Annotated in this window: 18 protein-coding genes and 1 pseudogene; 15 read left to right on the plus strand and 4 right to left on the minus strand. The window is 69.8% G+C overall.

The window, feature by feature from the left end; all coding sequences use genetic code 11:
* Positions 1 to 35: 35 nt before the first annotated feature.
* The 3 genes from CIB93_RS14470 (at position 36) to CIB93_RS14480 (ending at position 5,307) form a co-directional block, all read left to right on the plus strand.
* Positions 36 to 1,643: a serine/threonine-protein kinase gene (locus CIB93_RS14470; RefSeq protein ID WP_257002187.1), complete on the plus strand. Its 1,608-nt coding sequence runs from the start codon at positions 36 to 38 to the stop codon at positions 1,641 to 1,643.
* A 17-nt stretch (positions 1,644 to 1,660) separates the two neighbouring features.
* Entirely contained in the window at positions 1,661 to 3,805 is a 2,145-nt protein-coding gene (locus CIB93_RS14475; protein WP_096627218.1) for a DEAD/DEAH box helicase, read from the plus strand.
* Between the two features lie 401 nt (positions 3,806 to 4,206).
* Positions 4,207 to 5,307: a tyrosine-type recombinase/integrase gene (locus tag CIB93_RS14480; protein ID WP_257002188.1), complete on the plus strand. Its 1,101-nt coding sequence runs from the start codon at positions 4,207 to 4,209 to the stop codon at positions 5,305 to 5,307.
* 235 nt (positions 5,308 to 5,542) lie between these two features.
* Here the strand turns inward: CIB93_RS14480 and CIB93_RS14485 are convergent, their stop codons facing one another.
* Positions 5,543 to 6,124, minus strand: coding sequence for a Uma2 family endonuclease (locus tag CIB93_RS14485; protein WP_096627219.1), 582 nt, complete (start codon positions 6,122 to 6,124; stop codon positions 5,543 to 5,545).
* Between the two features lie 508 nt (positions 6,125 to 6,632).
* On the opposite strand from CIB93_RS14485, the gene CIB93_RS14490 reads away from it, so the two are divergent.
* A complete protein-coding gene (locus CIB93_RS14490; protein ID WP_096627256.1) occupies positions 6,633 to 6,944 on the plus strand; it encodes a PadR family transcriptional regulator in 312 nt (103 codons plus the stop codon).
* A 301-nt stretch (positions 6,945 to 7,245) separates the two neighbouring features.
* Here CIB93_RS14490 and CIB93_RS14495 read toward each other — a convergent pair whose 3' ends face one another.
* Both CIB93_RS14495 and CIB93_RS14500 read right to left on the minus strand, forming a co-directional pair.
* Positions 7,246 to 8,523 carry an APC family permease gene (locus CIB93_RS14495; protein ID WP_096627220.1) on the minus strand — a complete coding sequence of 426 codons (1,278 nt, stop codon included), beginning with the start codon at positions 8,521 to 8,523 and terminating at the stop codon, positions 7,246 to 7,248.
* Positions 8,524 to 8,841: 318 nt separating this feature from the next.
* A complete protein-coding gene (locus CIB93_RS14500; protein WP_096627221.1) occupies positions 8,842 to 9,513 on the minus strand; it encodes a CDP-alcohol phosphatidyltransferase family protein in 672 nt (223 codons plus the stop codon).
* A gap of 162 nt (positions 9,514 to 9,675) precedes the next feature.
* On the opposite strand from CIB93_RS14500, the gene CIB93_RS14505 reads away from it, so the two are divergent.
* The 8 genes from CIB93_RS14505 (at position 9,676) to CIB93_RS14540 (ending at position 16,150) form a co-directional block, all read left to right on the plus strand.
* Positions 9,676 to 10,245, plus strand: a complete 570-nt coding sequence (locus CIB93_RS14505; RefSeq protein WP_096627222.1) for an SRPBCC family protein — start codon at positions 9,676 to 9,678, stop codon at positions 10,243 to 10,245.
* A 265-nt stretch (positions 10,246 to 10,510) separates the two neighbouring features.
* Positions 10,511 to 10,963, plus strand: coding sequence for a MauE/DoxX family redox-associated membrane protein (locus tag CIB93_RS14510; RefSeq protein ID WP_096627223.1), 453 nt, complete (start codon positions 10,511 to 10,513; stop codon positions 10,961 to 10,963).
* Positions 10,964 to 10,983: 20 nt separating this feature from the next.
* Positions 10,984 to 11,301, plus strand: a complete 318-nt coding sequence (locus tag CIB93_RS14515; protein WP_143660047.1) for a mercury transporter — start codon at positions 10,984 to 10,986, stop codon at positions 11,299 to 11,301.
* Between the two features lie 30 nt (positions 11,302 to 11,331).
* A complete protein-coding gene (locus CIB93_RS14520; RefSeq protein ID WP_096627225.1) occupies positions 11,332 to 12,900 on the plus strand; it encodes a radical SAM protein in 1,569 nt (522 codons plus the stop codon).
* A complete protein-coding gene (locus CIB93_RS14525) occupies positions 12,897 to 13,685 on the plus strand; it encodes a class I SAM-dependent methyltransferase (protein WP_096627226.1) in 789 nt (262 codons plus the stop codon). Before CIB93_RS14520 ends, CIB93_RS14525 begins: the two co-directional genes overlap by 4 nt.
* 342 nt (positions 13,686 to 14,027) lie before the next feature.
* On the plus strand, positions 14,028 to 14,576 hold the full coding sequence (locus CIB93_RS14530) for a Crp/Fnr family transcriptional regulator (protein WP_257002190.1): 549 nt from the start codon (positions 14,028 to 14,030) through the stop codon (positions 14,574 to 14,576).
* Positions 14,577 to 14,663: 87 nt separating this feature from the next.
* Positions 14,664 to 15,251: a redoxin domain-containing protein gene (locus CIB93_RS14535; protein WP_096627228.1), complete on the plus strand. Its 588-nt coding sequence runs from the start codon at positions 14,664 to 14,666 to the stop codon at positions 15,249 to 15,251.
* A gap of 5 nt (positions 15,252 to 15,256) precedes the next feature.
* Entirely contained in the window at positions 15,257 to 16,150 is an 894-nt protein-coding gene (locus CIB93_RS14540) for a cytochrome c biogenesis CcdA family protein (protein WP_096627229.1), read from the plus strand.
* A 70-nt stretch (positions 16,151 to 16,220) separates the two neighbouring features.
* Here the strand turns inward: CIB93_RS14540 and CIB93_RS14545 are convergent, their stop codons facing one another.
* A complete protein-coding gene (locus CIB93_RS14545) occupies positions 16,221 to 16,958 on the minus strand; it encodes an alpha/beta fold hydrolase (RefSeq protein ID WP_096627230.1) in 738 nt (245 codons plus the stop codon).
* A gap of 330 nt (positions 16,959 to 17,288) precedes the next feature.
* Here CIB93_RS14545 and CIB93_RS14550 point away from each other — a divergent pair.
* The 3 genes and pseudogenes from CIB93_RS14550 to CIB93_RS14560 all read left to right on the plus strand — a co-directional run bounded on the left by CIB93_RS14550 (position 17,289) and on the right by CIB93_RS14560 (position 21,264).
* A pseudogene (locus CIB93_RS14550) lies at positions 17,289 to 19,456 on the plus strand (DEAD/DEAH box helicase).
* A 214-nt stretch (positions 19,457 to 19,670) separates the two neighbouring features.
* The gene (locus CIB93_RS14555; RefSeq protein ID WP_096627231.1) at positions 19,671 to 20,108 is read left to right on the plus strand and encodes an NfeD family protein; all 438 of its coding nucleotides are present in this window, start codon (positions 19,671 to 19,673) and stop codon (positions 20,106 to 20,108) included.
* A gap of 28 nt (positions 20,109 to 20,136) precedes the next feature.
* Positions 20,137 to 21,264, plus strand: coding sequence for an SPFH domain-containing protein (locus CIB93_RS14560; RefSeq protein ID WP_096627232.1), 1,128 nt, complete (start codon positions 20,137 to 20,139; stop codon positions 21,262 to 21,264).
* Positions 21,265 to 21,376: the final 112 nt, after the last annotated feature.

The following is a 21,376-nucleotide window of genomic DNA, read 5'->3' on the forward strand; positions in this document are numbered from 1 at the left end:
ACACATGATCACGGGGCACGGGGAGGGCAGCGCAGGTGGCGCCAGAAGTACGAGTCATCGCCGAACGCTATGAGCTGCGGACCAGGATCAGCACCGGGGGTATGGGACAGGTCTGGCTTGGCTACGACCCGATTCTGAACCGGGACGTAGCGGTCAAACTCATCCGCCGGGACCTGACCACGCCGGGCCCGGACGCGGAAGAGCTGGCCGAGCGCTTCAAGCGGGAAGCCCGGGTTACAGCCAAGTTCGACCACCCAGGGGTGCCCGCCGTCCATGACGCGGTGCTCGACCGGGCGGCGGACGGCGTCTACATGGTGATGCAGCTGGTGCGTGGCGCCCTGCTCACAGACATCCTCGCCAGGCCCGGTGTGCTGCCGGTCCCCTGGGCGGTTTCCGTCGCCGCGCAGGTCTGCTCGGTGCTCTCGTACGCTCACGCCGTGCCCGTCGTTCACCGCGACTTGAAGCCGGACAACATCATGGTCGCCGGGGATGGCACCGTGAAGGTTCTCGACTTCGGAGTCGCCGCGGTACTCGGAACCGATGTCACCAAGCTGACGTCCACCGGGCACATCATCGGCACCCGCCGCTACATGTCGCCCGAGCAGATCCAAGCGGCCGCGGTCAGTCCGCGCAGCGATCTCTATGCGCTGGGCTGCATCCTTCATGAACTGCTCGCCGGGAAACCGCCGTTCACGGCCGAGGCAGAGTTCCAGCTGATGGAGGACCATATGTACCGGGCGCCGGCGCCGCTATGCGGGCTGCGCTCTGAGGTGGACACGGCACTGGAGCGGCTGGTTCTGGATCTGCTGGCCAAGGTGCCCCATCAGCGGCCTGACTCAGCCCAGGATGTCTACGACCGTCTGGTGCCCTTTCTCCCCGCACCCGACCCTGAGCGGACCACCGAGCAGCGGGGGCAGGAAGCCACTGACCCCACGGGGCCTTACCGTCGCCCGCTCGCGCCCCGTCCCCGCCCGAGCGAGAAGGCTGTGTACACGCCGACCGCTGTGGACTCGCCACTGCGGTCGGCCGCCCCTGCTGTACCGGATGAGGAACTGCAGCAGGCCCGCGGGCACGCAGCGGCGCTCGTCGAGGAGGAGCGGTTCTCCCAGGCATCCGGAATGCTGGAGGACGTCCTGGCCCGCGCTGCTGCGGTGCGTAGCGCTTCCGAACCGCTGATGGTCGGCCTCCGTCTTGTCCACGCGCTCGCGCTCTTTTGTGACGATGACTACGGACGAGCACTGCCGGAGTACGAGGCACTCGTTGAAGTATTGGAAGCCGCAGGTCCTAACCGTGGCGAGGATGCCCTTTACTGCCGCAGGCAGGCCGCCTTCTGCCGGATGGAGCTCGGCGACAGCGAAGGTGCGCTGGCCGAGTTCGAGGCCGTACTGGGACAGATGAGGCAGGGGCTGCCGGACAGCGACATGGATGTCCTTGAGGTACGCAGGCATGTCGGCCTGCTGCTTCAGGCGGTCGACCGGCTCCGGGAGGCGGTTGAGGTGTTGATGCCGCTGTACCGGGACCTAATGGCCGAGTACGGACCGGACGCCCCGGAGACCGCCCAGGTGCGGGACGCACTCGTGCGTATCCGGCTGCGGACCTCGCGTACAACCGGCTCCGGCAGGGCCGTCACACGCAGAAATTGACCGAAGGAGCATCTCGCATGGCACAGCTGGCTCTCTCGGTCCGGTTCCTTGATGAATTCGGGAAGCTCGACTCCAAGGCGCGGTCCGGGGTCGTGAAGACGGCTCTGAAGTTCCAGCAGCTCACGCTCAAACAGCTCTGGTCGGACGCCGGACTCGATTTCAAGCAGCCCAAGGGGGCCAGGGACAAGCATATTTACACCTGCCGTATCGACAGGTTCTACCGGGGAGTCGTACTCGCGCCGGGCACCGGCGAGGACTTTCTGCTGCTGCGTGTGATGGCGCACGACGACGCCTACGCCTGGGCTTCCAAGCAGGTGCCGAGCGTAAACGCGGTGACCCATGGACTGGAGATCCGTGACGTCGTCACAGTGGAGCAGCTGGTGCCGGCATGGGAGACGGAGGCGGCCACCGCCGCGGCGGAACCTCTCTTCGCTCGTCACCCGGACGGAGATCTTCGTGGTCTGGGTATCGAGGATGATGTGCTGCGCGCGGCCCGTTCTCTGACCTCCAAGAAGCAGCTCGATGCATTCGCTCCGTTGATGCCGGAGGATCAGTGGCAGGTGCTGCAGTTCCTCGCCGAGGGACTGAGCGTGCAGACGGTATGGGGTGAGCTGGTCGCCTTCCGTGCCCGGAACGGCGCGCTTACGGTGGACCGTACAGACCTGTCCAGCGCGATGCGGAACACCCCATCGCGTATCGCCCTGGTGACTGGCCCGGGAGAACTGTCCGACATCCTCGGCAAGCCGTTCGCCGCGTGGAGGATCTTCCTGCATCCGTCTCAGCGGTATATGGCGTACCGGCCCAGCTACTCGGGTCCTGCCCAAGTGACCGGTGGACCGGGCACGGGGAAAACTGTGGTGGCACTTCATCGGGTCAAGCACCTCCTGGAGCATCTACGGACCGGCGAGCGCATCCTGCTCACCACGTACACCGGGGCGCTCACATCGGCTCTTCGCGAGGGGCTGGCCCTGCTGATTGAGGACGAGGAGCTGCGTGGTCGGGTGGACGTGTCGACGGTCAACGCCCTGGCACGAGAAATTGTTGAACCACATGACACCGTCCGGCGTTCTTACCTCGACGGGGCTCAGGAGACTGCTCTCTGGGGAGAGATCGGCGACCAGCTGGGTCTGCCGTGGAACGGCCAGTTCCTGGCCCAAGAGTACAAGCATGTCATCTTGGCGCAGGGTCTGCGCTCGCTCGACGCCTACCGTGAGGCGTCCAGAAGCGGTCGGGGCTCCCGGCTCGCCTCCGCTCTACGGCACGAGGTCTGGCAGGCGGTGGAGGCGTTCCAGGTTGCGCTCGACAAGCGCTCCGCGCGTACGCATCTGGGTGTGTGCGATGAAGCGGCGTTGCGGGTCACCGCATCCGGAGTGCCGCCCTACCGGCATGTGGTCGTTGACGAGGCACAGGACCTGCACCCCGCCCAGTGGAGGCTACTGCGGGCCGTGGCGCCCCATCGCCCTGACGACTTGTTCATTGCTGGCGACCCGCATCAGCGCATCTACGACTCGAAGGTGTCTCTGCGATCGTTGGGGGTCGCCGTGACCGGACGCTCCACCCGGCTGCACAAGAACTACCGCAGCACGCAGGAAATTCTCGCTTGGGCGGTGACGTTGCTGGACGGTCGGCCTGTGGAGCAATTGGAGAACGGGAGTGCGGACACGCTGGCAGGTTTCCGGTCCTCGCTCCGCGGCGCCCGCCCGACCGTGCGTGCCACGGCTGACCCGGATGCGGAACTGGCTGAGCTGGTGGCGCGCATCCGAGAGTGGGCCGACAGCGGAGTTGAGTTCTCTGATATCGCGGTGGCTGCCCGGTTCAACAAGATCGTGTACCGCGTGGCGCAGCGGTTGCGGGACGAGGGAATCCCTGCGGTCCGGCTACGGCAAGATGGAAGCGCAGACGCTGAGGGCGTCAGGGTCGCAACCATGCATTCTCTCAAAGGGTTGGAGTTCAGGTGTGTGGCGGTCGTTGGGGTGGGTGAAGGGACGGTTCCGTACCCAGGAGCCATCACGCCAATGGAACTTGACCCCATCCAGCACCACACGGATCTGACAGCGGAGCGTTGTCTGCTCTTCGTAGCCTGTACGCGCGCACGCGACCGACTGCACGTGTCGTGGAGCGGTCCAGCGAGTCGCTTTCTCGCTGAAGTGGGAGCGGCATAGGAGTCTCCTCGTGTGCGCCGCACTGGCGCTCCAGCTTGAGGCTAGGGCCCGGCGCCCAGCCGTCGGGGGAATCTTACGGTCACGAGAGCACGGTTGCTTCGTCCGCGCATCAAGCGTCACTTTCGCTGAAAGGGGCGGTTTAGCGTCGTGCATCTTGTCTGGTTACGAAGTGATGGAAACGCTTTAGGTCGGGGGCCAGGCTGATCGGAGTGTTGGTGGCGAGTGTCTTTCAGAGGTGCAAGCGGGACGCCCGAGATCGGCACTACCCGTGTGAGCGTCCAAGGTGCGGTCACGCGTGGACCGTGCGGTATCGGGAGCCAGGCGGCAGAAGTGGGCGGCAGCGGGAGAAGTCGTTTCTGCGGAGGATCGGCCTCGACGGTGCGGACGCCTTCGCCACTGGTGTGGAGAAGGACAAGAAGGCTCGTGTCTTTGTGGATCCTGCGCGCGGTGCCATGGTGTTGTCGGTCTGGGCTGAGGATTGGCTTGAGCGACGAGTCATCGGCGAATCGACCCGTCGCAACTACGATGGGTTCATCCGCAACCATCTCGTGCCGCGCCTCGGCTGTAAGTCCCTGGCTGGGCTGGCGCGGCGGGACTTCGAGAGGTTCGTCAAGGACATCTACCGAGGCGGCGCGGGGCTGGCTGCATCGACTGTCAATGACCGCATGGTGATGGTGGCCGCCATCATGGAGGCGGCCGTCGCCGACAAGCGCGTCACGGAGAACCCTGCCCGGGGCATCCGTATTTCCCGGAGCGAGGCTGTGGCGGTGGACGAGGACGAAGTCCCGACGTCGGCCGACGTGGATCTGATTGCTGCGCACATCGCGCCACATTTCCGCCTCACCGTCTACCTTCAGTCCGGCACAGGCCAGCGCCCCAGTGAAGCCCTGGCTTTCTCCACAGAGTGCAGGCGGCCTGGCTACGTCAGGATTCGATGGCAGGTCAGTGCCAAGGCGCACCGTGAGGACTGCCAGACACCCTTCGTGCCGCTCAAGCATCGGCTGGAGAAGGAGTACAGAGACGTCCCAACCGCCCTGTTCGTTGAGCAGGAGATCGACGCGCACCTCCTGAAGTGGAAGCCGGTGCCCGTCGTCTTCACTGGGCAAAAGGGGAAACGGGTTCGGCTCGAGACCTTCTTTGCCTCGCGTCAGCCTGGCGTTGGCGTAATGCCGTCCATCGCGTCCTACGGATACCAGTTCAAGAAGGCATGCCTCTCGGCCGGCCTTGTCGATCTGGATGGCAATGCCAAGTACACGCCCCGCAGCCTGCGGCACTTCTTCGCCTCCACGGCCCTGGCTAACGGCGTGCCGATCCATGAGGTCTCGCGCTGGCTCGGGCACCGTTCGGTCAAGACGACGGTCGACATCTATGGGCATCTGCTGCCCAGCGCGTGGGACCGTTGCCGGGAGGTACTGCAGCGCGCCATGCGGCCCGCGCCCCTGGACGCGACGTCCCTGCCGGCGGCGGAGGCGAGCTGGAGCGCTGACGCTCGAGCAGCGTAGGCGTACGAGAGGCGTCGGGCCTGCGTGGTGCTGGGATGAGACGCCCGTGCTGGGATGGTGCTGGGATGACCCCTGCAAAACCCGCGTTTCCGCAGGTGGGAGCTCTGTGCTACAGATTCCGCTTCAACGTGTAGTCGCTCCGTTGCTCCACGTTGGCCAGGTTCGTCGAACGAGCAGACCAGAAGGGGTCGGACTCTGGCGAGTCCGACCCCTTCCGTGTGCCCGTGCCGGCTTTTCAGCTGCTTCGGGGCGGTGTGAGCTTGTCGAGGTCCAGGCTGACCTCGAAGGGCACGGGGCGCTGGAGGGTGCCTCGGAAGATCCCGGCGGGCGCGTATGCGCCGGTGGGGTCGTCGAGCTCGTAGACGTGGACGACAGGTGCCCCGCCCTCGTCCTCGATGCACCAGTAGTGCGGGATGCCGGCCTCCGCGTACTTGCGGAGCTTTACTGTGCGATCGCGACGGGCGGAATCGGGGGAGACGACCTCGATGACGAGCTGGACGTCTTCTGGCGCGAACCAGGTGCTGTCCCCGTCGAAGGCGGCCGTCGTCACCAGCAGATCCGGTTCGGGACGGTTGCGCGGGTCGAGCTTGATGGTCATCTCGCGGCCGACTCCGGAGTCGGCGGGCACCTGCTCCATGAGCGCGACCGTGAGCATCGTGACGAGGTGGCCATGCCACCACATCTGGGGCGCCATCGTGAAGACGAGGGCTCCGTCGATCAGCTCGGTGTGGCGGGGCGCCTCAGGGAGGCGGTCGAGGTCGTCCGCGAACCAGCCTTCCGCACGCGGCGGGCGCATCCAGTCGGGCAGTGCGGTCATGGCCTGACGGTAGCGGCCTGGAGCTCAGGCCGGGGAGCCGGCGATCTCGGCCGGACGACTTTCGGTGGCTTTCCACGCGGTAGCCAGCCACCTGCCTCGCATCCCGTCGTGAGCGACTCAGCGGTTCAGGTCGCCGCGGTGGGCATTTCCTTGGCGGCTCTTGTCTTCTCCACGACGGCCGTGTTTCGGGCCCGCGTGGAGAAGTTTTGGGCCCGCGTGGAGAACCAGCGTCGGGCGAGGGCGGTTGCCCGGGCCAACGTCCTCACGGAGAAGGCCCAACGGGAGCAGGTGGAACCGTACGTCATCGGCGGCATCAGGCCACGCCCCTTGAGGTCGTCGCGGAGTGCCGGACTCGCAGGGGCCGGTGTGGCGGTCAGGCGCCGTACGTCTCCTCACTGCCATGCCGTGGTCTGCTGCCGGGCGGGCCGGGAAGAGCCCCCGGCGGCGTAGACTCGAAGGCCGATATCGGTTTCGTCACTGCCGGGACAGCGGCGTGGAGGTGTACGGGGTGCGGGAGTTCCAGCGGGGCGCGGTGCGGCTGCACATCCTGCACCACGCGGCCGAGGAGGAGATCCACGGCGCGTGGATGACGGGGGAACTGGCCCGCCACGGCTACCAGATCAGCCCCGGGACCCTGTACCCCACACTGCACCGTCTGGAGGCCGACGGACTGCTCACCTCCGAGCAGCAGGTCGTCGACGGCCGGGCGCGGCGCGTCTACCGGGCCACCGAGGCCGGGAAGAAGGCCCTCGCCGAAGACCGCAGAGCCCTCAAGGAGCTGGCCCGCGAGGTCCTCGGAGACGACGACGCCCCGGCCTGATCAGTCGAAGACGGCCGGTGAGCTTGCCGGGGTGGCGGCCTGCGTGCGGGCCGGGCGGGTGTCGGGGGAGTAGGCGCCCGCGCCGACGAGGAGCAGGCCCTCGGGCAGGAATACGGCACCAACGTAGGCGCGGATAAGGACCGTCGCGGCGGGGGTGCACTGGTCGTGGTCAGATTCGCTTGCCGGATGCTGGACTGTGCCATAGGGGGATGCGCCTCCCGGGGCGTATCGGATGCCGATGTCGTCCCGGGAGGCAGAGGGGCGGGGATACTTGCCCGCCGCCCGGGCGTGGCGCGCCGGACTACGGCCTGCGGGCAGCGACCGCGCGACGCACGCCGTACGCGGCAGCCCCCAGGGCGAGCACGGCGGCACCCGAGACAACCGAGGTCAGCGGCAGCGCGAAGGCCAGGACCAGACACCCGGCCAGCCCCAGGACGGGGACGGTCCGGGGCGGGCGGCCCTCGGCCGGAGTGAGGGTCCAGGCCGAGGCGTTGGCGATGGCGTAGTAGGCCAGCACGCCGAAGGAGGAGAAGCCGATCGCGCCGCGTACGTCGGCCGTGGCGGCGAGGACCGCGACGACGGCGCCGACGACGAGTTCGGCCCTGTGCGGGACCTGGAACTTCGTGTGGACGGCGGCCAGGGCGTGCGGCAGGTGCCGGTCGCGGGCCATGGCGAGGGTCGTGCGGGAGACGCCGAGGATCAGCGCGAGCAGCGAGCCGAGCGCGGCCACCGCCGCTCCGACACGGACGACCGGAGCCAGCCAGTCGGCGCCCGAGGCCCGGACGGCATCCGACAGCGGCGCGGTCGCGTCCGCCAGCCCCTTCGGGCCCAGCGCCATCAGGACGGCGGTCGCCACGAGGGCGTAGACGACGAGGGTGATGCCCAGCGCGATCGAGATGCCCCGAGGAATGGTGCGAGCAGGGTCGCGGACCTCCTCCCCGAGGGTGGCGATGCGCGCGTATCCGGCGAAAGCGAAGAAGAGCAGGCCCGCCGCTTGCAGCACGCCGCCGAAGGTGGCGTCCGAGCCGACGTCGAGCCGGGCCACGTCCGATGCGGAGGAGGTGAGCGCGGCGACCACCACGGCGGCGAGCACGGCCAGGACCACGGCCACGATCGCGCGAGTCAGCAGCGCGGACTTCTGCACCCCGGCGTAGTTCACCGCGGTCAGCGCCACCACCGCCGCGACCGCGACCGCTTGGGCCTGGCCCGGCCACACGTACGAACCGACCGTGAGCGCCATCGCCGCGCAGGAGGCGGTCTTGCCGACCACGAACGCCCACCCGGCCAGGTAGCCCCAGAAGTCACCGAGGCGTTCGCGGCCGTATACGTAGGTGCCGCCGGAGGCCGGGTAGCGGGCCGCGAGCCGCGCGGAGGAGGTGGCGTTGCAGTACGCCACCAGCGCCGCCAGAGCCAGGCCGATCAGCAGTCCGGAACCGGCGGCGCGGGCGGCCGGGGCGAGCGCCGCGAAGATCCCCGCGCCGATCATCGATCCCAGACCGATCAGGACGGCGTCACTCACGCCGAGGTGCCGCCGCAGCCCTCCCGGGACATCGGCGGCGGGGGTTGCTGGACTGCTCATGGACCACTCCCTGGGCGGCGGAGCCACCACTAACGAGCTCCGATATCGGAAGACGATATATGAGTCTGTCGCCGGGCCACAGGGCTCTGAGCGCCAGCGGCGACCGGCAGCGACCAGCCGCGGGGGGCCCGGCCCTTCTGTGCGTGCGTTGATCCAAACGGACCACGGGGAGTGTCATGGCGTCCAGGGTGAATGCCGCGTAATGAATGCCCGACTGCGCCGACCCGTCCGAATCGGTGCACCGGCAGAGCCTCACGCCGAGCAGGACCAGGTGGCTGTGCTTCTGGAAGGGAGTGGCCCGCCACCACAGCCTGGCGGTCAGCGGCGGGTGAGGTGCCTCAGGGCGACGACGGCCTGTAGGGCGGCGGCCGGGCGCAGCAGGACGGGGCGGGGGCGCTCGGGCATGGTTCCGCGGCGCAGTGCGAGCCCGGTGACGGTGACGACGGGGAGTGCCCAGGCGGCGATGGCCGCCGTACGTAGGGTGCGGCTGGGTTCGTGGCGCAGAGTGAGCCACGTCCAGTAGGCGGCATCGGCGAAGGTGTCGGCGTACTCACCGAAGGGGGAGGTTGTGCCCTGGTGGCGGGCCTGGCGCCCGTCGGCGAGATCGAGACCGACCGCCAGCACCCCGGAGGCACGCCCGGCTCCGCCGGGCAGGGCGGGGAGATTGCCGCGCATCAGCGTCAGGACGTCTGCGGTGGCGAGGCGGGTGCGGTGCTCCAGCAGCCCCAGGTGCAGGACCGCGAGGACCCAGCCGGCGGCCACCCAACGCCGTCCCGGCCGCCTGCCCGACGCCAGCACGAACAGGGCGCCGTGCAGGACTGTGAGCTCGGCCAGAGCACGGGGGCGGCGGGCGGCCTGGCGCAGCGACCGGTGTGCGGCGAGCCCGAGGAAGCGCACGACGGCGGCCGGGGCGAGGCCGTCTGCGCACAGGCCGGCCAGCAGCGCGTTCGTTGCGGCACGGCTGTCGGCCGACTCGGATACGGACTCCACGCTCCTCCGTCCTCCACCACCAGGGGATCGGGCTCAGGCGCTCAGGTGCTCAGGGTAGGGCCGACGCGCCCGGGGGAAGGTGAGCACGCTCACTGATCGGCGGGGATGTCCGGCCTAGCGTCGGCCGGGACACAGGGACGTACGCGTGGAGAGGTCGGGACGATGGCGTGGATCGGTGCTCTGGGGGCGGCGGCCGCAGCGTGCGCGGGCGCGGGGGCCGGGTATCTGGGACTGGTGACCGGGGCACTGCCGCTGGATGTGGGCGTCGGGCGGCGCAAACGGCCGCTGGGGCCGCAGACCGTCGACATCGCGGCGCCGCGTGAGGTGGTGTTCGACGTCATCGCCCAGCCGTATTTGGGGCGGGCGACCCGGGGCATGCGCGAAAAGGTCCAGGTGTTGGAGCATGGCTCGGACATGGTGCTGGCGGCCCATCGCACCCCGGTCGCGGGCGGGCGGCTGACGGCGACGACGGTGGAGACGGTGCGGTTCACCCGCCCGGAGCGGGTCGACTTCCGCCTGGTGCGCGGGCCGGTGCCCGCTGTCACCGAGTCGTTCACCCTCACCGAGCGCGAGTCCGGTACGCGGCTGGTCTACACGGGTGAACTCGCCACGGATCTGTGGCGGGCCGGGCAGTGGTGGGGCGGCCTGGTCGCCCCGCGGTGGGAGGCGACCGTCGCGGCCTCCCTGGCCTCGGTCCGGCAGGAGGCGGAGCGGCGAGCGGCTCCGAGGTGAGCGGCCGGCCGTGCCCCGGGGCGGGCCGACGGTGGCGATGGCGTGGCTGTGCGGTCAGTCGCCGGGGCCGAGGTCGGTGAGGGCGTCTTCCACTGAGGCCCTGCGGGGCGGTTGAACGTCGACCTGGCACCTTCCGAGACGGCTGGGACGCGGCTCGCGCAGCGTGCGAACGCCGCTTCGCGTCTCCGGTCGTGCCAGGGGCGAGGCGACGGTTCGGTGAGCGCGCTTACAGTTCTCGCCGCTGTCGGCACCCTACGGTCGGACCATGGTGCTGAGGGTCGCGCTCGGAGCGGTGTACACGGCGATGGCCGTGGGCCAGATGGCCTCCCTCGGGCACATGCCGCGGATTCTGTCCTCGTACGGACTCGTGACCGGCGGCGCCGCGACCGTGCTGGCCGTGGCGCTGATCGCGGGCGAGGCGGTGTGCGGAGCCTGGTTCCTGGTCCGCCCCCGGTCGAAGGCCCTGGCCCCGGTGTGGGTGTACACGGGCGTGTCGCTGGTGTGGACGGGGCTGGCTGTGCAGGCATACGCACGCGGCCTGACGGTGGCGAACTGCGGCTGCTTCGGCATCCACCTCACGCAGCGTCTGAGCTGGATCGTGCTGCTCCAGGACGCACTGGCCTTGTTGTACGCCGCCGTGTTGATCCACTCCGCCCTTGTCGTACGGCGTCGAGTTGAGCCACTCCGCCCGCCGGGCGCATGCCCCGGCGCGTGGTGACCGGGAGGAGGCGGGTGGCGGTGTCCGCATCCCGTGACCGTACCGGTCTCGGCACCCCGGCGGCGGCCGTGAGTGCCGGGCTCTCGATGGTGCACTGCTGTGCGGGCCCGCTGCTCCTGGCGGGCGTGGCGGGCGTGGCGCTTGGCGCCGTCGGTGAGGCGCCGGCCAATCCCTGGCTGGTCACCGTCGGCGCGGTACTGCTGCTTGTCGGCGCCGACTACGCCCTGCGCTGCCGGACCCGTCGCGCCCGCGGCGCCGGGCCGGATGGCCGCTGCCCGGCCGTCCCGGCGCAGCCACAGCCACCCAAAGACATCGACCCCAGCGGTGACGTCCGCTGAAGGGTGAGTCCAAGGAAGAGGAGTTCCTCGATGCCCCAGGCGCCAGCGCCGAAGCGCAAGTCGGACCGCGACGAGGTGTTCGTGGAGTTCACCAAGTCCATCTGCCCCCTGTGCAAGACGCCCGTCGACGCACAGGTCAACATCCGCGCGGACAAGGTGTACCTGCGGAAACGCTGTGCGGAGCACGGCGAGTTCGAGGCGCTGGTCTACGGGGACGCGGAGGAGTACATGTCATCTGCCCGGTTCAACAAGCCCGGCACGATCCCGCTGACCTTCCAGACCGAGGTGAAGGACGGCTGCCCGTCGGACTGCGGGCTGTGCCCGGAGCACAAGCAGCACGCCTGCCTGGGGATCATCGAGGTCAACACCGGCTGCAACCTGGACTGCCCGATCTGCTTCGCCGACTCCGGCCACCAGCCGGACGGCTACTCCATCACCCACGAGCAGTGCGAGCGGATGCTCGACGTCTTCGTGGCCTCCGAGGGGGAGGCGGAGGTGGTGATGTTCTCCGGCGGCGAGCCCACCATCCACAAGCACATCCTCGACTTCATCGACCTCGCCCAGGCCCGCCCCATCAAGAACGTCAACCTCAACACCAACGGCATCCGCCTCGCCAACGACAAGAACTTCGTCGCCCGGCTCGGCGAACGCAACCGGGTGCCGGGGAAGTCAGTGAACGTCTACCTCCAGTTCGACGGCTTCGACGAGCGCACCCATCTGGAGATCCGCGGCCGGGACCTGCGCACGTTCAAGCAGCGGGCCCTGGACAACTGCGCCGAGTACGGACTGACCGTCACCCTTGTCGCGGCCGTCGAACACGGCCTGAACGAACACGAACTCGGGGCGATCATCGAGTACGGCATCGGCCACCCCGCCGTCCGCTCCGTCGCATTCCAGCCGGTCACCCACTCCGGCAGGCACGTCGCCTTCGACCCGCTCCAGCGGCTCACCAACCCCGACGTCATCCGCCTCATCAGCGCCCAGCGCCCGGACTGGTTCCAGAAGGGCGACTTCTTCCCCGTCCCCTGCTGCTTCCCCACCTGCCGCTCCATCACCTACCTCCTGGTGGACGGCGAACCGGGCAACCGCACTGTCGTCCCGATCCCGCGGCTGCTGAACGTGGAGGACTACCTCGACTACGTCACCAACCGGGTCATGCCCGACGACGGCATCCGCGAGGCCCTGGAGAAGCTGTGGTCCGCGTCCGCGTTCATGGGAACGGCGACGACTGAGGAGAAGCTACGGGCCACCGCCGAGGCCCTGGACTGCGCCGACGCCTGCGGCATCGACCTCCCGCAAGCGGTGAAGGACCTGAACGACAAGGCATTCATGATCGTCGTACAGGACTTCCAGGACCCCTACACCCTCAACGTCAAACAGCTGATGAAGTGCTGTGTCGAGGAGATCACCCCCGACGGACGCCTCATCCCCTTCTGCGCCTACAACTCCGTCGGCTACCGCGAACAGGTCCGCGAGCAGATGTCCGGCGTCGCTGTCGCCCCGGTCGCCCCCAACGCCTTGCCGCTGGCCGACCGGCTCACCGCGACCCCGTACGGCTCCAAGACCACGCGTACCGAGGCTGAGGAGCGCCGGCCGTGAACCACGAGGAGATCAAATCCTGCTGCGCCGACGCCTACTCCAGGGACATCGTCGCGATGCTGCTCGGCGATTCCTACCACCCCGGCGGCACCGCCCTCACGCGCCGCCTCGCCGACCGTCTCGCGCTCGCCCCCGGCATGCGGGTACTCGACGTGGCCTCGGGCCGCGGCACCACCGCGCTCCTGCTTGCCGACGCCTACGGCGTACAGGCGGACGGCGTCGACTACGCGCCGGTGAACACGGCCCTGGCCCGGGGGGCCGCCGAGGCCGCCGGGCTGGTCGGCCGGGCCGTCTTCACCACCGGCGACGCCGAGCACCTGCCCTACCCGGACGCCGGGTTCGACAGGGTCGTCAGCGAGTGCGCCCTGTGTACCTTCCCCGACAAGGAACGCGCCGCGGCCGAGTTCGCCCGGGTCCTGAAACCCGGCGGCCGCCTCGGCATCACCGACGTCACCGCCGACTCCGACCGGCTCCCGCCGGGGCTCCGCGGCCTCAGGGCCCGCATCGCCTGCGTCGCTGACGCCCGGTCCCTGGACGAGTACACCCGGATCCTGGCCGCGGCCGGGCTCCGCAGCGCGGTCACGGAGCGGCACGACCAGGCGATGCTCCGCATGATCGACCAGATCCAGGCACGCCTCGGCCTGCTGCGCATGACCGCCCCCGACCGCCTCGCCGACGCCGGCGTGGACCTGGCCGCGGCCCCGGCCGTGCTGGACGCGGCCCGCGCCGCCGTCACCGACGGCGTACTCGGCTACGCCCTGCTGACCGCGGTGAAGTCCCCCTGACAGCCGAGCGGACTACCCCCGGGTACGTAAGCGCCCTCACATACCCACACGTGCCCTGAGTCCTGGCGTCGGTGACGAGAGCGGAATGTCACCGCTGGAGGAAGGACGATCACCATGGCCGCCACTGTGCAGGCATCCACGAAGAGCGCCGCGATCCCGGTGTACGCGGCAAGCACACCGGTCCGGCCCGATGAACCATGAGGCTCCCGCGTCAACACCCGGACCCGGCACCCCGCCACCGGGCGCGGCACCGCGCCGCACAGCCGTCGACGGCGCGGCTTTGCCCTACTGCCTGGCCAGCAGCACCGACGCGCTGGCCAGCTGCCCACCCAGCCCTCCGAGGTGCTGTTCATCCTCAAGAAGGGCCGGGTACGTGTCTTCCGGGTTTCCGCCGACGGCCGTGCGCTGACCACCGCGATCATCTCCCCGGGCACCATCTTCGGCGAGATGGTGCTGCTCGGACAGCGCATGTACGACACCTACGCCGAAGCTCTCGACGACACCATGGTGTGCGTGATGAGCCGCGCGGACGTACAAAGATTCCTGCTGGCGGACGCCCGGATCGCCGCCCGGATCACCGCGATCCTCGGCCGCCGCCCGGCCGACCTCGAACAGCGCCTGTCCGGCAGCGTGTTCAAGACGGTCGCTCAGCGTATCGCCACCACGCTCACCACCCTGACCAGCGCACAGCCCCCAGCAGGCCCGCTGCGGCCGGTCGGACGCCACCCGCAGATCGCCCTCACCCACGAACAGCTCGCCGTCCTCGCCGGCACGCCCCGCGAGACCTGCACCAAGGTGCTGCGCGACTACGCCGACCACGGCCTGCTCCGCCTGGCCCGGGGGCGCACTACCGTCCTCGACCCCGAACGGCTCAGGGACGCCGCGGGCTGACGTCACCGAACCGTAAGACCACCAGCGCCCGTGAGGCGGCGTGATGGATCTACAGTCACATCCATCCCGAGCACACAGGAGTCCTCCATGCGCGCCCGCACCCTCCTCCCAGCCGCCCTCACCGCCGCACTGATCACCCTGACGGGATGCGGCTCCGGCAGCAGCTCCGACGACGCGGCGGAGGGCGCGTCCGCCTCGACCGCATCCTCCCCGGCGCAGCCGCCCGCATCCGCCGAAACGGGCGAGAGCGGAGACACGGGGGCGCAGGTACCGCAGGTACTGCGGTTCACCGCGACCACGGTGGACGGCAAGCCCTTCGACGCCAAGACGCTGGCCGGTAAGCCGACCGTGCTGTGGTTCTGGGCGCCCTGGTGCCCCAAGTGCAAGGCGCAGGCCGCCGAGACCGCGAAGGTCGCCGCCGACTACGCGGGCAAGGCCAACGTCGTGGGCGTGGCGGGCCTGGACAAGAACGCGGCCATGAAGGACTTCGTCGCCGACACCGGCACCTCGGCCTTCCCCCACCTCTCCGACGAGAAGGGCGAGGTCTGGAAGCGGTTCAAGGTCACCGAGCAGAGCCGCTACGTCATCCTCGACAAGGACGGCAAGACGGTCTACGAGGGCGTCCTGCCCGGAGGCAAGGGACTTGGGGAGAAGGTCGCCGGACTCACCGGCTGAACCCCATGTCCGACCTGCCCCTCGCCCTCGCCCTCACCGCGGGCATGCTCGCGGCCGTCAACCCGTGCGGGTTCGCCCTGCTCCCGGCCTACCTCTCCCTCCTCGTCCTCGGCGACGACACTCCCACCCGGACCGTCGCCATCGGCAGGGCCCTGACCGCCACCGCCGCCATGACCGTCGGCTTCGCCGCCCTCTTCGGCATATTCGGCCTCGCGATCCAGCCCGTCGCCGGACAGGTCCAGGAGCACCTGCCCTGGTTCACCATCGCCTTCGGACTGCTCATGGCCGCCGCAGGCGCCTGGATGCTGGCCGGACGCCAACTGCCGGCCCTGATGCCGAAAGTTCGCCGGGCCCCGACCGTCACCCGCTCGGTCCCGTCGATGGCACTGTTCGGGATGGCCTACGCCACCGCCTCCCTGGGCTGCACCATCGCCCCGTTCCTCGCCATCGTCGTCTCCGCCTTCCGCAGCGGCTCCACGGCCGAAGGCACCCTCCTCTTCGCCGCCTACGCCGGCGGCATGGGCCTGATCGTCGGCGCCGCCTCGCTGACCGTCGCCCTCACTCGCACCACCGCCGTCACACACCTCCGCCGGGCCGGTGCCATCGCCCCCCGCCTCGGCGGGGGACTCCTCCTCCTCGTCGGTGCGTATGTCGCGTACTACGGCTGGTACGAAATCCGCGTGCAGCGCGACCCCGCCACCGTGGACCCCGTCATCGAGGCGGCGGCGACTGTCCAGCGAGCGATCGCCGACAGCGTGGACAGCATCGGTCCGGCAGCGCTGGCCGCCCTGTTCGCGGCCCTGCTGATCGCGGCGCTGGTGTTCCGCAGACGCAGGGCCACACGCAAGCCCGACGCTACGGAGCTCGATTCATCTCGCGCACCCGAAGACCCGGCCTGAGCCGGCCCTGGGCGGCGCAGCCGGTCTCGGCGACGGTCTGCGGGTCGTCATGCGGAGCCGGCCCCGATCGTCACGTGACGTTCTCGCACAGGAAGGTCTCAAGCCGGTCGGCGAAGCCCGGTGCTGCGGCGACGAAGTGACCGGCGCCCGGATGCACGCTGCGCTCCCCGCCGAGCGCATCCGCGAGGGCGTCGCAGATCCGCTCAAGCGCGGCCGCGTGGTCTCCGGACGTGACGAGTACCGGGACGCCGGCGTCCCGGATCACGTCGAGCCGCGGGCGCGCCTCGCTGGGCGGTCGGCCACCATGCGCCCGTCGAACACCGGCGACCACGTCTTCGGGGAGCGGACCATCGACCACGGGCGCACCTGTGAGCTGGAGGAACTCCCGCAGTTGGGTCGGGGCCGTATCCATACCGCGGGCGAGGACCGTATCGCCGAGGCGTTCGAGCCGTGCCACCTCGGGGTCATCAGGGACAAGGTAGTTGAGCGGTGGCTCGATCAGGGTGAGCGAGCGCACGCTGCCCGGGGCGGCAGCGGCTGCGGCCAACGCACCGAGGGCGCCGTAGGAGTGGGCCACGACGTGGGGCCGACGGACGAGCAGCGGGGCCAGGTCCAGGGCGTCCACCGCGAAGTCCTGCCGTTTCCGCGGTGGTGGGCTCGGCGGATATCCGCGGCGATGAACGTACGCCAGTGTCCACCGGTCGGCCAGTGGAGCTACAGGGCCCCACGTCGTCCGCGGGCCCGCACCGCCATGCACAAGCAGGATCTCCGGCCCGGAGCCATCCCGCACCACCACGATCTCGCTCATGAGGCGAGCGTAGCGGCGCGCGGTGAGCCCCTGTCCCAGCGCGGTTTTCTGTGTGTGGTGTCTGGTGGGTGGGGTCTGGCTACGGGGTGGGCGGGGGGCGGGCGTCGGCGTTCCGCCTGGGTGGGCAGTGGGCAATCGGGACAGTGACAGGCCGGGGCGCGTTGCGGGCGATGGCGGCGGTCCTTGGTGCCAATCCTGCCGGCGGTCGTACGGCTTCGGGGTGAACAGCTCCCCGTGGGGTCCGATCGGTCCGCAGGGAGCTGCGAACGCCCGTCGGGGCCCGTGCGGGCGGTGGGAGGATGCGGGGAGGGCCGGAGAGGGGCGGGAAGCGTGGGGCGTGGCGAGCGGGACACAGTCGCCAGGGGAGCGCGACTGTATGAGGCGGCGCAGGCGGTGGCCGGTGACCACGGACGGGCAGTGGAGGCGGTACGCGCGGCACTGAAGCCGATCCACGACGCGGCGGTGAAGCGGGAGCTCGACGCCATTCCCGTCGCCCGGCTTCAGGACGTCACCGAAGGGCGGCTGCGGCTGGGGAGCGTCGAGAAGAGCGGACTGCGCACCCTGGGCAGCGTCCTGGAAGCAGGCCCCTACCGGCTGCGGCAGATTCCCGGTGTCGGGCAGCGCACTGTCGACCAGATGCTCGCCGCCGCGCGCCGGCTTTCCGAGGCTGTGCACGAGACCGTGGCCGTCCACATCGACGTGGACCGGCCGGAGCCGCGTACCACCGCGCTCGTCATGGCCCTGCACGTCCTGGTGGAGGCGGGCCCGGAGGCCCGGCGTGCGGTCGACAAGGCCACCGAGCTGGCGCAACGGCTCGGTCCGTTGCTGGCCGACTCGAGGCCCGCCGCCAGCAGGGTCCGGATGCTTCTGGCCGGCCGGGAGAAGAAGGCCCGCGCGTGGGCGGCGGTCGCCGAGATCCGGTCGCTGGTGGACGAGGCGGAGCGGGCCGGTCTGCCCGAGCTGCTCGCCCAGGCGTCGGTGGACCTGCTTCGGGGGCTCTCGTCCGACGTCGCGGCCTGGGTGGACTTCGAACTCCGCTCCGCCGAGTACTACAGCCTGCTCGCCGAGATCTCCGGGCGGCTGCCGGACGCGGCTGCCGCAGAGGGCTTCCTGTCGGACGAGATCGCGGAGCGGGTACGGACCCAGCACCTCGACGACACCCACCGGCGGGTCTCCCTGCGCGGTTACCAGGCGTTCGGCGCACGGTTCGCGCTTGCGCAGCGCAAGGTGATACTCGGCGACGAGATGGGCCTCGGGAAGACCATCCAGGCGATCGCCGTCCTCGCCCACCTGGCCGCCGAGGGACAGAGTCACTTCATGGTCGTCTGCCCGGCGAGCGTCCTCGTGAACTGGACGCGGGAGATCGGGGCCCGCAGCGCCCTGCGCGTCATGGTGCTCCACGGACCCGACCGGCACTACGCGTTCGCCGACTGGAAGGGGCGGGGCGGCGTTGGGGTGACCACGTTCGACGCGCTGCGCGGCTTTCCCGCACCGGGCGGCGGGGAGGTCGGGCTGCTGGTGGTCGACGAGGCGCACGCCGTGAAGAACCCGAAGACCAAGCGGTCCCAAGCGGTCGGCCTGTGGGCGGAGCGTTGTGAGCGCACCCTTCTCATGACCGGAACCCCGATGGAGAACAGGGTCGTGGAGTTCCGCAACTTGGTCCGGATGCTCGACGGCGACGTCGCGGACTCCCTAGGTGAGCGGGACGCGTTGGCCGGATCGGTGGCCTTCCGCAAGGCCGTGGCCCCGGTCTACCTGCGGCGCAACCAGGAGGACGTGCTCACGGAACTCCCGAGCCTCCAGCAGACCGACGAGTGGGAGGAGCTGAGCGCATCGGACGAGGAGGCGTACCGCGAAGCCGTGCGCGCGGGCAACTTCATGGCCATGCGCAGGGCCGCGTACATGCGCCCCGAGAAGTCGGCCAAGCTGGACCGGCTCCGGGAGATCGTTCAGGAGGCAGGCGAGAACGGGCAGAAGACGGTGGTCTTCTCCAACTTCAAGGACGTACTCGGCGTTGTGCGGGAGGCCCTCGCGGCCGGAACCACCGGGGCCACTCCGGTGCTCGGTCCGCTGACCGGAAGCGTCCCGGCCGGGCGTCGCCAGGAGATCGTCGACGACTTCGCCGGTGTTCAGGGCCCTGCGGTGCTCCTGGGGCAGATCCAGGCAGCGGGCATCGGCCTCAACATGCAGGCCGCATCCGTGGTCGTCATCTGCGAACCCCAGATCAAGCCGACCATCGAGCATCAGGCGGTGGCCCGGGCCCACCGTATGGGCCAGGTCAGGCCCGTTCGCGTGCACCGTCTCCTCGCCACCGGGGGCGTGGACGAACGCATGGTGGAGAGACGCGCCTGTTCGACGCCTACGCCCGCCGCAGCGCCGTGGCCGAAGCCACCCCGGACGCGGTCGACGTGTCGGACACCGAGCTGGCACGCCGGATCGTCGAGGAGGAACAGGCTCGTCTCGGCATGACGGACGAGAGGCTCATGCCGACCGAGTGAATCGGGCGCAGTCGGGCCGTGGGGGCGCCCACCCGCCAGAACCGGAGCGGAGGATCGCTCGGCCGTGGTCGCCCAGGTCGTTGACGGACTCGGCGAAGCGGGCCGGGGCCCGGCCCGGGGCGTCGCCGGTTTCGTACGGACGTACGCATGAGCGGTTCCGGTCGGTGTCCGGAGGGTAGATTGGTGTATAGGTCCCCTTGGGGAGGCTGATTCGATGCCGTGGCTTGCTTGGCTGCTCGCCGCCGCGGCGCTGGGCGCTGCGGAGTTCTTCACCCTGACGCTGGTCTTCGGGTTGCTGGCCGGAGCGGCGCTGGTCGCGGCTGTCGTGGCCGGTGTGGGCATCGGTCTTCTCGGCCAGCTGGTGGCCCTCGGACTGGCAGCGGCAGCAGGTCTCCTCGTCGTCCGTCCCATCGCCCTGCGGGCCATGGCGCAGTCACCCCTCACCCACGAGGGCAGCGACGCGCTGATCGGCAAGCGGGCCGAGGTCGTGCAGGAGGTCACCGCGACCCACGGGCTGATCAAGGTAGCCGGTGAGGAATGGTCCGCCCGTGCTCTCGACGAAACCCATGTGATCCCGGTGGGAGCACTGGTGGACGTCATGGAGATCGAGGGCGCCACCGCTGTCGTGTACCCCCGCGAGCTCCTCCCGTGAACGGCTGGACACGAGCGAAGGAGGAAGCATGGATCCGGTTGTCATCCCGATTCTTGTGGCCGTGATCGTCGTCGTCTTTCTTGTCGCCGCCACGGTACGGATCGTTCCGCAGGCGCGCCGCTACAACATCGAGCGGTTCGGCCGGTACCGCCGGACGCTCCAGCCCGGTCTGAACTTCGTCATGCCGGTCGCGGACCGGGTCAACACCAAGCTCGACGTGCGTGAGCAGGTGTACTCGTCCGACCCCAAGCCGGTGATCACCGAGGACAACCTCGTGGTGAACATCGACACCGTGCTCTATTACCAGATCACTGATCCGCGGGCGGCGGCCTACGAGGTCGCCGACTATCTGCAGGCGATCGACCAGCTCACGGTGACCACCCTGCGCAACGTCATCGGCAGTATGGACCTGGAGGGAACCCTCACCTCCCGTGAGGAGATCAACGCCCGGCTCCGTGCGGTCCTCGACGACGCGACCGGCAAGTGGGGCATCCGGGTCAACCGCGTCGAGATCAAGGCCATCGATCCGCCGAACACCATCAAAGAGGCGATGGAGAAGCAGATGCGTGCCGAGCGTGACAAGCGCGCGGCCATCCTCCACGCCGAAGGGGAGCGGCAGGCCAAGATCCTCACCGCGGAGGGTACGAAGCAGAAGGACATCCTGGAGGCACAGGGCACGCAGCAGGCCATGATCCTGCGCGCGGACGGTGAGGCGAAGGCGGTGGAGCTCGTCTTCAAGTCCGTCCACCGCAACAACGCCGACGCGAAGGTTCTCGCCTACAAGTACCTGGAGACGCTCCCGCACCTCGCGAAGAGCGAGAACAATACGTTCTGGGTGATCCCCGGCGAGCTGACCGAGGCAGTCCGCGCCGTGACCAGCGCCTTCGGCGACCAGTCGAACACGGGGCTTCCTCCGTCCGCCGAGGACGACGAGGCGGCCGCCGCGGGGACGTCCGCCTCGGGCGAGGGCGCCGCGCCGGAGCTGGAGGCCGCCTCGTCCCTGTCGCTGGACGCCGCCGAGGCCGCCAACGAGGTCGCCATGCAGGCCGCCGCCGCCGTGAGCGACGCGAAGGCCGAGGCCGAGGCCGTGGGGGAGGCCCGCCTGCCCGGGACGAATTCCAGGGGGCGGACCTCCGGCGACGGCGACGGTGAGTGAGAGCGGGGCCACTCGCGACCTTTACCGGTACGGGTACGGCTGAGCGTCCCTCCCGCCGGGCGGTGCGCCCAGCCCCGCTGTCAGGTGTGCGCACCGCCCCCCTCCGTCACGG

It is taken from the genome of Streptomyces sp. WZ.A104 (assembly GCF_002382885.1).
Lineage (GTDB): Bacteria > Actinomycetota > Actinomycetes > Streptomycetales > Streptomycetaceae > Streptomyces.

What these genes read in the sequence shown, in the direction of transcription:
- CIB93_RS14475 (WP_096627218.1), top strand. Translation starts at nt 1,661, where the DNA reads ATGGCACAGCTGGCTCTCTCGGTCCGGTTCCTTGATGAATTCGGGAAG.
- CIB93_RS14485 (WP_096627219.1), bottom strand. Translation starts at nt 6,124, where the DNA reads ATGACCGCACTGCCCGACTGGATGCGCCCGCCGCGTGCGGAAGGCTGG.
- CIB93_RS14495 (WP_096627220.1), bottom strand. Translation starts at nt 8,523, where the DNA reads ATGAGCAGTCCAGCAACCCCCGCCGCCGATGTCCCGGGAGGGCTGCGG.
- CIB93_RS14505 (WP_096627222.1), top strand. Translation starts at nt 9,676, where the DNA reads ATGGCGTGGATCGGTGCTCTGGGGGCGGCGGCCGCAGCGTGCGCGGGC.
- CIB93_RS14510 (WP_096627223.1), top strand. Translation starts at nt 10,511, where the DNA reads ATGGTGCTGAGGGTCGCGCTCGGAGCGGTGTACACGGCGATGGCCGTG.
- CIB93_RS14520 (WP_096627225.1), top strand. Translation starts at nt 11,332, where the DNA reads ATGCCCCAGGCGCCAGCGCCGAAGCGCAAGTCGGACCGCGACGAGGTG.
- CIB93_RS14535 (WP_096627228.1), top strand. Translation starts at nt 14,664, where the DNA reads ATGCGCGCCCGCACCCTCCTCCCAGCCGCCCTCACCGCCGCACTGATC.
- CIB93_RS14540 (WP_096627229.1), top strand. Translation starts at nt 15,257, where the DNA reads ATGTCCGACCTGCCCCTCGCCCTCGCCCTCACCGCGGGCATGCTCGCG.
- CIB93_RS14545 (WP_096627230.1), bottom strand. Translation starts at nt 16,958, where the DNA reads ATGAGCGAGATCGTGGTGGTGCGGGATGGCTCCGGGCCGGAGATCCTG.
- CIB93_RS14555 (WP_096627231.1), top strand. Translation starts at nt 19,671, where the DNA reads ATGCCGTGGCTTGCTTGGCTGCTCGCCGCCGCGGCGCTGGGCGCTGCG.
- CIB93_RS14560 (WP_096627232.1), top strand. Translation starts at nt 20,137, where the DNA reads ATGGATCCGGTTGTCATCCCGATTCTTGTGGCCGTGATCGTCGTCGTC.